The sequence below is a fragment of the Novosphingobium sp. SG707 genome (assembly GCF_012275515.1).
GTDB lineage: Bacteria > Pseudomonadota > Alphaproteobacteria > Sphingomonadales > Sphingomonadaceae > Novosphingobium.
In genome coordinates this window covers 167415-179768 of record NZ_JAAZQL010000004.1, presented here as the reverse complement: position 1 = coordinate 179768, position 12354 = coordinate 167415, and the positions used below count along the sequence as shown (strand labels likewise).

At 63.9% G+C, this 12354-nt stretch carries 14 protein-coding genes; 9 read left to right on the top strand and 5 right to left on the bottom strand.

Annotated features, from left to right (window positions below):
• Positions 1–81: 81 nt before the first annotated feature.
• From FHW92_RS13245 to FHW92_RS13230, 4 genes are read left to right on the top strand one after another with little or no spacing between them, the layout of a single operon-like run.
• Positions 82–1221, top strand: coding sequence for an MlaE family lipid ABC transporter permease subunit (locus tag FHW92_RS13245; RefSeq protein WP_246870153.1), 1140 nt, complete (start codon positions 82–84; stop codon positions 1219–1221).
• Entirely contained in the window at positions 1218–2051 is an 834-nt protein-coding gene (locus tag FHW92_RS13240) for an ABC transporter ATP-binding protein (RefSeq protein ID WP_168603745.1), read from the top strand. The genes FHW92_RS13245 and FHW92_RS13240 overlap by 4 nt, the downstream gene beginning before the upstream one ends.
• 7 nt (positions 2052–2058) lie before the next feature.
• Positions 2059–2997, top strand: a complete 939-nt coding sequence (locus FHW92_RS13235) for an MlaD family protein (RefSeq protein ID WP_168603744.1) — start codon at positions 2059–2061, stop codon at positions 2995–2997.
• A complete protein-coding gene (locus FHW92_RS13230) occupies positions 2994–3572 on the top strand; it encodes an ABC-type transport auxiliary lipoprotein family protein (protein ID WP_168603743.1) in 579 nt (192 codons plus the stop codon). The genes FHW92_RS13235 and FHW92_RS13230 overlap by 4 nt, the downstream gene beginning before the upstream one ends.
• A 251-nt stretch (positions 3573–3823) precedes the next feature.
• Here FHW92_RS13230 and FHW92_RS13225 read toward each other — a convergent pair whose 3' ends face one another.
• From FHW92_RS13225 to FHW92_RS13205, 5 genes are read right to left on the bottom strand one after another with little or no spacing between them, the layout of a single operon-like run.
• Complete coding sequence (locus FHW92_RS13225) at positions 3824–4519, bottom strand: ATP12 family protein (protein WP_168603742.1); 696 nt, start codon at positions 4517–4519, stop codon at positions 3824–3826.
• A complete protein-coding gene (locus FHW92_RS13220; protein ID WP_168603741.1) occupies positions 4519–4740 on the bottom strand; it encodes a hypothetical protein in 222 nt (73 codons plus the stop codon). The genes FHW92_RS13225 and FHW92_RS13220 overlap by 1 nt, the downstream gene beginning before the upstream one ends.
• Entirely contained in the window at positions 4737–5387 is a 651-nt protein-coding gene (locus tag FHW92_RS13215) for an HAD-IA family hydrolase (RefSeq protein WP_168603740.1), read from the bottom strand. The genes FHW92_RS13220 and FHW92_RS13215 overlap by 4 nt, the downstream gene beginning before the upstream one ends.
• Positions 5384–5983, bottom strand: coding sequence for an FMN-binding negative transcriptional regulator (locus FHW92_RS13210; RefSeq protein WP_168603739.1), 600 nt, complete (start codon positions 5981–5983; stop codon positions 5384–5386). The genes FHW92_RS13215 and FHW92_RS13210 overlap by 4 nt, the downstream gene beginning before the upstream one ends.
• A complete protein-coding gene (locus FHW92_RS13205; RefSeq protein WP_168603738.1) occupies positions 5983–7302 on the bottom strand; it encodes an RluA family pseudouridine synthase in 1320 nt (439 codons plus the stop codon). The genes FHW92_RS13210 and FHW92_RS13205 overlap by 1 nt, the downstream gene beginning before the upstream one ends.
• Before the next feature lie 315 nt (positions 7303–7617).
• Here FHW92_RS13205 and rpsU point away from each other — a divergent pair, with 315 nt between their 5' ends.
• From rpsU to gatB, 5 genes are all read left to right on the top strand, one after another.
• Positions 7618–7824, top strand: a complete 207-nt coding sequence (gene rpsU, locus FHW92_RS13200) for a 30S ribosomal protein S21 (RefSeq protein ID WP_168603737.1) — start codon at positions 7618–7620, stop codon at positions 7822–7824.
• Positions 7825–8053: 229 nt separating this feature from the next.
• Positions 8054–8587, top strand: a complete 534-nt coding sequence (locus tag FHW92_RS13195) for an FKBP-type peptidyl-prolyl cis-trans isomerase (protein ID WP_168603736.1) — start codon at positions 8054–8056, stop codon at positions 8585–8587.
• Positions 8588–8711: 124 nt separating this feature from the next.
• Entirely contained in the window at positions 8712–9014 is a 303-nt protein-coding gene (gene gatC, locus FHW92_RS13190; protein ID WP_168603735.1) for an Asp-tRNA(Asn)/Glu-tRNA(Gln) amidotransferase subunit GatC, read from the top strand.
• Positions 9014–10495 carry an Asp-tRNA(Asn)/Glu-tRNA(Gln) amidotransferase subunit GatA gene (gene gatA / locus FHW92_RS13185; RefSeq protein ID WP_168603734.1) on the top strand — a complete coding sequence of 494 codons (1482 nt, stop codon included), beginning with the start codon at positions 9014–9016 and terminating at the stop codon, positions 10493–10495. The genes gatC and gatA overlap by 1 nt, the downstream gene beginning before the upstream one ends.
• A 177-nt stretch (positions 10496–10672) precedes the next feature.
• Positions 10673–12178 carry an Asp-tRNA(Asn)/Glu-tRNA(Gln) amidotransferase subunit GatB gene (gene gatB / locus FHW92_RS13180; protein ID WP_168603733.1) on the top strand — a complete coding sequence of 502 codons (1506 nt, stop codon included), beginning with the start codon at positions 10673–10675 and terminating at the stop codon, positions 12176–12178.
• The last annotated feature ends 176 nt before the right edge of the window (positions 12179–12354 follow it).

The following is a 12354-nucleotide window of genomic DNA, read 5'->3' as shown; positions in this document are numbered from 1 at the left end:
TTTGCCAGCATGGCCCCCCTTTCGCAAGGGCGCACCGGGGCGGCATGTACTTAGAGGGCGAAACCGCCTCTTGCGAGGGACATGTTTTTCGCCCACAGTGTTGATTACATGGCACCCGATTGCGATTTCCTGTTGGCCACGGATGCCGATGGCACGTCCACGCTGACCCTGTCGGGCGTGCTGACGATTGCCGGCGTCGGCGCGCTCGATCATGCTATGCGCCGGGAAAAGCCGCAATTTACCAATCTCGACATTTCCGGGCTCGAAGAACTTGACACCGCCGGGGCATGGCTGGTGTGGCGTCTGGCGCGCGATGCCGGAGCGCAGGTTGTGGGCGCGGGCGAAAAGGCCGAGCGGCTGATGTCGGCGGTCAAATGTTGCAGCGGCGATGCGCCGATCGCCCCGCCGCGCGCGCCGCCCATGATCCGAATCGTGGAAACGGTCGGGCTGGTGATGATCGGCCTGTGGCAGGGTTCGGGCGCGATCCTGAGCTTCCTGGGCGCGCTGATTTGCGCGCTGGGCAATGTGATCCGCCATCCCTCGCGCATCCGCTGGACCGCGCTGGTGCGCCAGACCGAGCTGGTGGGCGTCGATGCGCTGGCGATTGTCGGGCTGATGAGCTTCCTCGTCGGCGTGGTGATCGCCCAGCAGGGCGCGGTCCAGCTCCAACAGTTCGGCGCCGAGATTTACACGGTCAATCTGACGGGTCGCATTTCCCTGCGCGAACTGGGCGTGCTGATGACCGCGATCATGGTGGCGGGCCGTTCCGGCAGTGCCTTTGCCGCGCAGATCGGCACGATGAAGCTGACCGAGGAAATCGACGCGATGCGCACCATCGGGGTCTCTCCGATGGAGGCGCTGGTGCTGCCGCGCGTGATGGCGGCGGTTTTCATGATGCCCTTGCTGGGGCTGTATTCGGCGTTGATCGCCATTGTCGGGGGCGCCACGATCAGCGCCTTCACGCTCGACATTCCTTTCTTCAACTTCCTTGCGCGGGTGCAGGAGGTCGTGCCGCTGATCGACCTGTGGGTGGGCCTGATCAAGGGGCCGGTGTTCGGCCTGATTGTGGCCATGACGGGCTGCTATCAGGGGATGCAGGTCAAGGGCAGCAGCGAGGAGGTGGGCCTGCGCACAACCCAGGCGGTGGTGCAGGCGATCTTTGCCGTGATCGTGATCGACGCTTTCTTCGCCGTGTTCTTTTCCGAGGTGGGCTGGATATGAACGATCTGGCGATCCGCATCGAGGATCTGGAAAACCGCTTTGGCGATCATGCCGTGCATGAAGGGCTGAGCCTTGACGTGCGCCGGGGCGAGATCATCGGCGTGGTGGGCGGATCGGGGACGGGCAAATCGGTCTTGATGCGCTCGGTCATCGGGCTTCAGACGCCCAGCCACGGGCGCATCGAAGTGCTGGGCCATGAGGTGGGCACGCCCCGCGCGCCCGGCGAGGCCGACATCCGCAGCCGCTGGGGCGTACTGTTTCAGGGAGGGGCGCTGTTTTCCACGCTGACCGTGGCGGAAAATGTCGAGGTGCCGCTGAAAGAATTCTATCCCGACATGGACCCCGAACTGCGCCACGAAATCGCGCGCTATAAGGTCAGCCTGACGGGATTGCCCGACAATGCGGCGGCGAAATACCCTTCCGAACTGTCGGGCGGCATGAAGAAGCGCGCAGGACTTGCGCGCGCGCTGGCGCTTGACCCGGAGCTGCTGTTTCTGGACGAGCCGACGGCGGGGCTCGATCCCATTGGTGCTGCGGCCTTTGACAGCCTGACGCGCGAATTGCACGAGACGCTGGGGCTGACGGTGTTCCTCATCACCCATGACCTCGACACGCTGCACGAGATTTGCGACCGCGTGGCGGTGCTGGCCGACAAGAAGGTGATCGCGGTGGGCACTATCCCCGAACTGATGGCCAGCGACCATCCGTGGATCCATGAATATTTCGGCGGGCCGCGCGGCCGCTCGGCGCTGATGGCGCGCGGCGGCGAGGCTCAAGATCTTGGGGCCAAAACCCACGGGCTGGACAGCCCCAATCCGGCAAAGGCATAGTAGAGCGATGGAAACACGCGCCAATCATATCTGGGTAGGGGCGGTAACGCTGATCTTGCTGGGGATGGCGGCGGGCTTTGCGCTCTGGCTGGCGCATCTTTCGCGCCATGAACGCAAACCCTATGACATCTATTTCCGCCAGTCTGTCGACGGCTTGGCCAAGGGAACACAGGTCAATTACAAAGGCGTTCCGGCCGGACAGATCACCGAGATCGAGCTGTCGCCCGATGATCCCAGCGTGGTACGTGTGCGCATCGCCCTCAACCGCGACATCCCGGTCCTGCAAGGCACCACGGCCACCATTCAGGGCAGCTTTACCGGCGTTTCCAATGTTCAATTGGCCGGCGGCAAGCCAGGGCAACCGCCGATCACGGCCATCGGCCCCGATGGCGCGCCGGTGATCCCCACCAAATTGTCGGGCCTTGGCGATCTGCTCTCCAGTGCGCCGCAATTGCTCGAACGGATCGGCGCGCTGACCGACAAGGTGTCCAACCTTCTGTCGGACAAGAACCAGAAGAATATCGAGGGCATTCTGGCCAATACCAACCGGATGACGGCCAATCTGGCCGATGCCTCGCCCCAGATGAAGCAGGTGGTGAGTGATCTGGATTCCGCGCTGGTGCAGGCCAAGGACTCGATGGCCGAGTTTCAGAAGCTGACCGCCAATTTCAACAGCCAGCTCGACGGCAATGGCAATACGGTGGTGGCCCAGTTGAACCAGACTCTGCGTTCCGCGCAAGCGGCGGCTGATGCGCTCAAATCCACGCTCGGCCAGACCGATCCGGCGATCCGCCGCGTGCGCGAAGAAACCTTGCCGCAGGCCGAAGGCGCGGTGCGCGAATTGCGCGCGGCAAGCCGGGCGCTGCGTGAACTGACCGAAAAGATCGACAATCAGGGCGCCGCCGCCGCCCTCTCGCCACCCAAGCTGCCGGAGTATCATCCATGAAGAAGCGCGCTGTTTTGGTCGCGGTGTTGCTGCTGGGCGGCTGCGTCAAGGTGGGCGAGGGGGGCAAGCCGCCGCGCCAGCTCTTTACCCTGCCGCCGGTATCGGCGCCTGCCGGGGCGTTGGTCACAGCCACGCCGATCACCACGCTGGCCGTGTCCGAGCCGGATACCGAGCGCGCGCTTGGGCTGACCCGGATTGCGGTGCGGGTGAATGACAGTTCGATCGCCTATATGAAGGAAGGCCTGTGGAGCGAGCGCCCGGCACGCCTGCTGCGTAATCATATTGCGGAGGTGATCCGTGCACGCGGCATTCGCCTTGTCCTGATCGATGGCGAGGATGGCGCGCAGGCCGGGCAGCACCTTGGCGGGCGTCTGATCTTCATGGGCTATGACGACCGCACCCGTTCGGCGGTGATCCGCTATGACGCGCTGTTGACCAAGCTGGATGGCACGCTGGCCCAACGCCGGTTCGAGGCGGTGGAAAAGGGCGTCGCGCCCAAGCCGGAAGCTGTGGCCGAGGCGCTGGGGCGGATGTCGGACAAGCTGGCGGCCGAGGTTGCCGATTGGGTTGGGTGAGGGGGCGTTAAAATGCCTCCGGCGGGCAAAGGGCGGGGGCCCTTTGCAATCCCGTTATGGGGTTGCGTTTATTTCCCCAAGGCGCGTCGCGCGCCATGTTTGTAAAGTCTGCGGCGTGGCGAAGTAGCGCTGAATAGCGCCGCAGGCTTTAAATATTGGCGTCCTCTTCGCGTGAGGGTGCCCCCATCCTGCAGTTTAGACAGTATCTGGATTGCAAAGGGACAAGTCCCTTTGCCCGCCGGAGGCAAAATTTACCCCCTTACCATCCCAACAAATTCCGCCGATAAAGCAAACGCCTGCGTCCGCTTCTCACGGCGCTCTTCGGCCTCCCAGTCGCGGCCCCAGAGGTCGGCCTGCCACTCTTCTTCAAGGCTGGCGGCGGCCCAGAGCTCGGCCACATCCGCCCCCGGTTCCGCAGCCTCCAGCGCGATCAGCAGCGATGCCGCCAGACTGGCCATGTTGCGCAGGGCTGCCAGCGTGAACGCATCGGCATCCTCCAGTCGCGCGCGCAAGGCGGCGAGGCTTTCGGCGGGCTGGGGCTTGTGCATGATCCCGCTGATACGCTGCATCCGGATGCCGTGGCGCGCTTCGATGGCGCACAGGATCGGCTCCCACACCTCGTTCTGACGTTCGAACAGCGCGTCCTCGGGATCGGCGCGATAGCACAGCGTATCTGTTTCGGCATAGGGCAGCAGCGAGGCGATGGCCTCGGCCCGGTCGCGCCCGACCACGTCCAGCGCATAATCGGCCATATCGCGCAGGACAAAACTGGTGGGGTCAATCTCCTCGCCCTGCGCCGCCCATTCGGCGGCCAGCGCTTCGGCCAGAGCCTTGGTTGGCACCTTTTGCGGCTGTCCGCCCACGGTGCGAATCGCGCGCCCGTCCAGCGTCACCTGCCAGGCGCCATCCTGTCCGGCGACTGCTACTTCCTTGTAAAACCGCTTCATTACGCCCCGTCTTGCTTCTTCCAGCGCTTGACCAACCGGCTGGGAAAAATCAGCGCGTAATAGATCCCGCCCAGCAGCACCAGCAGGCCGACCAGACGCGGCAGGTCGACCTTGCCCGCCATGATCGCCGCGCCCACCATCGCCACCAGCACGCCGACAAAGCGCACGACGGTCAGCCGCTTGAACCGCGCCTTGGCCAGCGCTTCTGCGTCGATGCTCATCCCAGTAACTCCCGCAAGTGTTCAGGATCGCGCGCGACCGCATCCGCGCCCGCGGCCATCAATTGCGCCACGCTGTGATAGCCCCATGCCACCCCCAATGCCCGCACGCCCGCGCTGCGCGCCATGGCCATGTCAAAGCTGGTGTCGCCGATCATCACGCTGTCCTGCGGCATGGCGGCGGCCTCGAACAGGGCGGCCTCCAGCATGGCGGGATGAGGCTTGGACGGATGGCGGTCGGCGGTCTGCAGCGAGACGAAATGGTCGGACAGCCCGTGCATCGCCAGACAATGGGTCAGCCCGCGATCGCTCTTGCCCGTGGCGACCGCCATCGCCCAGCCATCGCTGCGCAGCCCGTCGAGCAGCCCCCGGATGCCGTCGTACAAAGGCTCACCGATCCGCCCGGAATCGCGCGCGCTGCGATAGGCGTATTTATATTCCTCGACCAGCGCGGCCTGCTGCTCCGTTTCAAGATCGGGGCGCAGGCGGCGCATGGCAACCGGCAGGCTGAGTCCGACGATCTGGCGCACCGCCTCGCGCGAGGGGGGCGTCAGACTCTGCGCGCGAAAGGCATCAACCATCGCGGCCTGAATGTCATGCTGACCATCGACCAGAGTGCCATCGCAATCAAACACGGCCAGTCTGGTCATACCAGCCCCCGCATCATCGCGGCCATCGCATGGCTCCCGGTCTCTTCCAGCCCTGCGGCGACCTGTTCGCGCAGGTCCGCGCTCTTGTTCTGCGAGAGCTTGAAGGTCGGGCGCCACGCCTGCACCTCCATCTCAAAGCCGACAATCGCGCCCATCAACTTGTCGATATAGGCCGGGTCGGATTTCTCCATCGTCCATGCGGGCGGGGGCAACTTGGCCTCCTCCTGCGCCGAAAGCGCCTCCAGCAGGCCAAATAGCCCGTCGCGGTCCATCCTGCGCACCGGCCCTTCCATTTCCAGCGCGACATAGTTCCATGTCGGCACCTGATTGGGATCCTCGCCGTACCAGCGCGGCGAGACATAGGCGTCCGGCCCGTTGACCACCGCCAGCGCCACCATCCCGTCAATATGGCGCGCCAAGGCATTGCCGCGCGCCAGATGGAATTGCACCGCCCCATCGCCGGTCGAAGCCAGCGGCACATGCGCCACGCGCGGCCCGTCCGGCGTGGTGGCGAACACCATGCCAAAGCCGATCTCGCGGATCAGACGTTCAAACAGCGCGCGATCATCATGACGAAAGGCCGGATTGGGGTGCATTAACGCTGGCCCCAGGGGGCGGGCGGCCTACCGGAGGGCTTGCCGGCGGGCCGACCTGCAGGCTTCCCCGCAGGTTTTGCCGCTTGGCGGGGACCGGTCGGTTTCGCGCTGGGCTTGCTGCCCAGGCCCTTTTTCGGGCCGGATTTGCGCGGGGATTCGGGTCGTGCGCCGGGGCTTTTTCGCGAATCGCTCTTGCGCGAATCGTTGCGCGTGCGGCCCGTTTCGGCCCGGCCGCGGCGTTCGCCCTTGCGCTCCTTGCGGTAATCCTTGGCATGGGCCTTGGCGGCTGCCTTCTTTTCCTCGCGTCCCCATTCGCCGGTGGGATCGGGGATATATTCGCCTTCGGATTCCTCAAAACCCAATTGCGCAAGGCTGGCGGCCATATGGTCGGGCAGGGGCGCCTCGACATCGAGCGGCGTGCCATCGGGATGCTCGATGATCAGGCGGCGCGCATGGAGATGCAGCTTGCGGCTGATGCTGCCCGAGAGGAAAGCATCGGGGCCGCCATATTTGCCATCGCCCACAATCGGATGGCCGATGGCGGCCATATGCACGCGCAACTGATGGGTGCGCCCCGTCAGCGGTTGCAGCTCGACCCAGCAGCAGCGGTTGCCAGCGCGGTCGATCACACGATAGCGGCTTTTCGAAGGCTGGCCGTGTTCGGATTGGTCGACCATCATCTTTTCGCCGCCCGATCCGGGCTGCTTGGCCAGCGGCAGGTCGATCAGCCCTTCGTCGATCGACGGCACGCCCACCACCAGCGCCCAATAAACCTTTTTGGCCGTGCGCCCGGAAAAGCGCTTGGAAAAGAAGGCCGCGCTGCCCGGCGTGGCCGCGACCAGCAGAACGCCCGAGGTGTCCTTATCCAGACGGTGGACAAGGCGCGGGCGCGGGCCGCCATTGGCATAGGCGTCGAGCAGGCCGTCGACATGCTCGAACGTGCCGCTGCCGCCCTGCGTGGCCAGGCCGGGGGGCTTGTTGATGACGATGGCGCTGGGGTCGCGGTGCAGCACGATGGAATCGGCCAGTTCGAGCTGCGCTTCGGTCAGCGGTTTGCGGGCGCGCACGCCCTTGCCGCCGCCGATGCCGACAATGCTGTCGCCGGGTGGCACGCGCAGGGTCTGGCCCTTGGCCACGCGGTCTTCGGGGGCGGCGCGCTTGCCGTCGATGCGGATCTGGCCGGTGCGCGCCCAGCGGCTGATCGTGGCAAAGCCGATCTGGGGCAGGTGGCGCTTGAACCAGCGGTCCAGACGAATGCCGTCATCATCGCGGCCGACGACAAATTGGCGCACCTGATTGGAAGAAGTTTCATGATTCATAGGCCGCCCCTAGCTTATGGCGGGCCTTGCGTATAGTCCGGGGCACCTGCCCGGGCCGGGCGCGGGGCATAAAATGCGGGTGGGGTGTTGTCATCGCGCTGTTTTTGGGCTTTAGAGCCGCTCCGCGCCGTGGTTGGCGAGTCACGTTTTGGTTGATCGCAGCTTGCCTTTGACCTGCGACTCTGCTAGCGGGCCGCAAATCCAGCCGACCCCACAGGGATTCGGCGCAAGTTTCGTTGCAATCCCTTGGGTGAACCCCCGCTCGATCGAGATGGGTGGGGCTCTGGCCGACAGATATTTGAGGTGGTTCTTTTTATGCAGATTCTCGTCCGCGAAAACAATGTCGATCAGGCCCTGCGCGCTCTCAAGAAGAAGTTGCAGCGCGAGGGGGTGTACCGCGAGATGAAGCTGCGTCGCCACTATGAAAAGCCCTCGGAAAAGCGTGCTCGCGAAAAGGCCGCCGCTGTGCGCCGCGCCCGCAAGCTGGAGCGTAAGCGCGCCGAGCGTGACGGCGCCAAGTAAGCGCCTTTCGGTCTGATATTCAGGCCGAATCAAAAGCCCGCTGACCCGGCTGTCTGAAAAGGCGGCCATGGTCAGCGGGCTTTTTGCTGCGTGGCGTTTAGGCATCCCCGGGCAAATTCATGGTCTTTAAGACCTGTGTTGCGCTTGCACAGACCATGGCGCGCCTGTAGGGAGGCGGCCAAGAGTTGGGCCGTATCCGGCCATTGATCGCATAGGACAGGATTGCACCATGACCGAGATCACCCGCGTTCCCCTTCAGCCGCTGAGCAAGGGTTCGGTTTCGAAAATCTGGCTTGGCACGCTGGTGGCCGTGCTGGTGGGCGGGACCGTGGCGGTGGCCGCGCGGCCGCCGCTGGTGGGCGTCAAGACGCTGAAGGCAGGCGAAGGCCCGAACCCCACCGTGGCCGATCTGGTGATGGTCAATTATGTCGGCAAGCTGGATAACGGCACCGTGTTCGACCAGAACAAGAATGTCGTGATGCAGATGCAGGGCACGATCCCCGGTTTCGCCAAGGCGCTCGCCCAGACGCAGCGCGGCGGCAAGTATCTGGTCAAGATCCCCGCCAAGCTGGCCTATGGCGACCATGCCGCTGGCGCGATCCCGGCCAATTCTAACCTGACCTTCGAGCTGGAAGTGATCGATTTCCGCAATCAGGCCGAGGTGGAAATGCAGCGCCGGATGATGGAGCGCATGATGCGCGCGCAGGGCGCCGCCGGTGCGGCTCCGGGCGGCGAAGCACCTGCGGCTCCGGGCGCGGAATAATCCCGCTTGCTTGAAGCGCCGTCTTTGCGGTGCTAGCGAATACACGGCGCGAGGGGCGACTATGCCCCTCGCTTTGTTTATGGGCCGGGATTTCCGGCTTGGTTTTAATGGCAAAGGTTGTTGCATGTCGGTCGATACCGCCACAGTGGCCCGGATCGCCAGTCTTGCCCGCATCAAGGTAAGCGAAGGCGAGTTGGAAGCGATGGTTCCTGAACTCAATGGCATCCTCAATTGGGTGGAGCAATTGGGCGAGGTGAATGTCGAAGGGGTTGAGCCGATGACGGCCGTGATCCCCAATACGCTGCGCCTGCGCGCGGATGTGGTGAATGCCGATCCGCTGACGGGCGGCGGGATTCGCGATGCGGTGCTGGCCAATGCGCCGGCGGCCGAGCATGGATTTTTCGGTGTGCCCAAGGTGATTGAATAATGACTGGTTTGACCGATCTGGGCCTGATCGCGATCCGCGATGGCGTGGCCAAGGGCGAATTTACCGCTGTGGAAGTGGCGCAGGCATTCAATGCCGCTGTGGCCGAGGCGCAGGAAGCGCTGAATGCCTTTATCGTGACCACGCCTGAAGCGGCGCTGGCGGCGGCCGAAAAGGTCGATGCGACCCGCGCGGCGGGCAAGGAACTGGGCAAGCTGGCGGGCGTGCCCATCGGCATGAAGGACCTGTTCGCCACCAAGGGCGTGCAGACCTCGGCCGCATCGAAGATTCTGGAAGGCTTTACGCCGCAGTACGAATCGACCGTTTCGCAAAAGCTGTGGGACGCGGGCGCGGGCATGTTGGGCAAGCTCAACCTTGACCAGTTCGCCATGGGTTCATCCAACGAGAGCAGCGCCTTTGGCCCCGCGATCAGCCCCTGGCGCCGCAAGGGCGACACGGCGGCGCTGACCGCGGGTGGTTCTTCGGGCGGTTCTTCGGCGGCGGTGGCGGCCCGACTTTGTCCGGCGGCGACCGGCACCGACACCGGCGGCTCGATTCGCCAGCCTGCGGCCTTCACCGGCATTTCGGGCATCAAGCCGACCTATGGCCGCTGCTCGCGCTGGGGCATCGTGGCTTTTGCGTCCTCGCTGGATCAGGCCGGGCCGATGGCGCATGACGTGGCCGATTGCGCGCTTATGCTCGAAGCCATGGCCGGGTTCGATCCCAAGGATGCGACCTCGCTGGACATGCCGGTGCCCGATTGGTCGGCGTTGCTGAACGCGGATCTGAAGGGCAAGAAGGTCGGTATTCCGCGCGAATATCGCATCGAAGGCCTGAACGCGGATGTGGCGAAGGCGTGGGACGATGGCATTGCTTGGCTGAAGGATGCCGGGGCCGAGGTGCTCGACATCTCGTTGCCGCATTCCAAATATGCGCTGGCGACCTATTACATCATCGCCCCTGCCGAGGCTTCTTCGAACCTCGCGCGTTATGATGGTGTGCGTTACGGTCTGCGCGATTTGCCCGATGGCGCCAACCTGCAAGAGATGTATGCCGCCACCCGCGCCGCCGGTTTCGGGGCAGAGGTCAAGCGCCGCATCCTGATCGGCACCTATGTGCTCTCGGCCGGTTTCTATGACGCCTATTACACGCAGGCGCAGAAGGTCCGCACGCTGATCTCGCGCGATTTTGAAGAAGCTTTCAAGCAGTGCGACGTGATCCTTGCACCGACCGCGCCGACGCCTGCCTTTGCGCTGGGCGAAAAGAGCAATCCGCTTGATCTCTATCTGGGCGATGTGTTCTCGGTGCCGGCTTCGCTGGCGGGCCTGCCCGCGATGAGCGTGCCTGCGGGGCTGTCCTCGGACGGTCTGCCGCTGGGGCTTCAGATCATTGGGCGGCCTTTCGATGAGCAGGGCGTGCTGAACGCGGGCCTTGCGATCGAGCAGCGGGCGCAGTTCTCGGCCAAGCCGGAGAAGTGGTGGTAAGCCTGCTCGATCTGCTGGAACTGGCCGGGGATGTATTGGAATTCACTCCTCTGCGCCGGTTCCGGCGGAACGATGATGACGCCGCGCCGCGCCGGAAACGGACAGAGCGGTTAAAAGATGAAGGAGTGAAGGGGCGGCATCGGCTGTTCTCTCGCTCCAAGAGTGGACCGACAGACAATGGCTGAATCAACCTATCGTATTCAGGGCGCAACGGGCGAATGGGAGGTCGTGATCGGCCTTGAAGTCCATGCGCAGGTCACCAGCAACGCCAAGCTGTTTTCGGGCAGCGCCACGGCCTTTGGCGCCGAGCCGAACAGCCAGGTTTCGCTGGTCGATGCCGCGATGCCCGGCATGTTGCCCGTGCCGAACATGGAATGCATCCGTCAGGCGGTGCGCACCGGCATGGCGATTGAGGCGGCGATCAACAAGTGGTCGCGCTTTGACCGAAAGAACTACTTCTATGCCGACCTTCCGCAGGGCTATCAGATCAGCCAGCTCTATCACCCGCTGGTGGGCGAGGGATCGCTGACCATCGAGGCGGATGAGAAGGCGGGCATTCCCGAGCCCAAGGTCATCGGCATCGAGCGTATCCATGTCGAACAGGACGCAGGGAAACTGATGCACGATCAGCACCCGACTATGTCTTATGTCGACCTGAACCGTAGCGGCGTGGCGCTGATGGAAATCGTCAGCCGCCCCGATATGCGTTCGCCCGCAGAAGCAGGGGCTTACCTGTCAAAGCTGCGCCAGATTGTCCGCTATGTCGGTTCGTGCGACGGCAATATGGATCAGGGCTCGATGCGCGCGGACGTCAATGTCTCGGTGCGCCGTCCGGGCGATGAATTCGGCACGCGCACCGAAACGAAGAACGTCAATTCGGTGCGCTTCGTGATGGCCGTGGTGGAATCGGAAGCCAAGCGTCAGGTCGCGCTGATCGAGGACGGGGGCAAGGTGGTGCAGGAAACGCGCCTCTACGATCCGGACAAGAACGAGACGCGCTCGATGCGCTCGAAGGAAGATGCGCATGACTATCGCTACTTCCCCGATCCCGACCTGTTGCCGCTGGTGCTCGACGATGCCTTCCTTGAGGAATGCCGCGCATCGCTGCCCGAACTGCCTGATGCCAAGCGGGCGCGTTATGTCGATGGGCTGGGCCTGTCGGCCTATAATGCGGGCGTGCTGACCAATGACGTCGATACGGCGCGCTGGTTTGAAGCGCTGCTGGCGGCCACGGCTTCGGCGCAGAACAAGCCCGAGGCCGATGTGGCCAAGCAGGCCGCCAACTGGCTGCTGTCGGAATTCTTTGGCGCGCTGAACAAGTTGGGGAAGGATCTCTCGACCAGCCCGATCAGCCCTGAAGGCGCGGCCGAACTTCTCGCGCTGGTGGGCAATGGCACGATCTCCGGCTCCATCGCCAAGCAGGTGCTGGAAAAGATGCTGGAAACGGGCGACGCGGCAGGCGTGATCGTCGAGCGCGAAGGGTTGAAGCAGAACTCCGACACCGGCGCGATCGAGGCGGTGATTGCCGAAATCCTCACCAAGAACGCCGATAAGGTCGAGCAGTATCGCGGCGGCAAGGAGGCCCTCTTCGGCTTCTTCGTCGGCCAGACCATGAAGGCGATGCAGGGCAAGGCCAATCCGCAGATCATCAATGAACTGCTGAAGAAGGCTTTGGCTGGGTAAAGCAAGAGGGGTGCCTCCGGCGGGTTAAGGGCCTGGGCCCTTAACAATCCCCATACTGTATGCGTTGCGCCGTAAGTTCGACCGAGATTGAATGGTGTGGCGTTTGAATTGAAAAAGCCTGCGGCGCAGATTAGCTGGCGCCGCAGGCTTTCATTTTAATCGGCTTGCGGATCAGC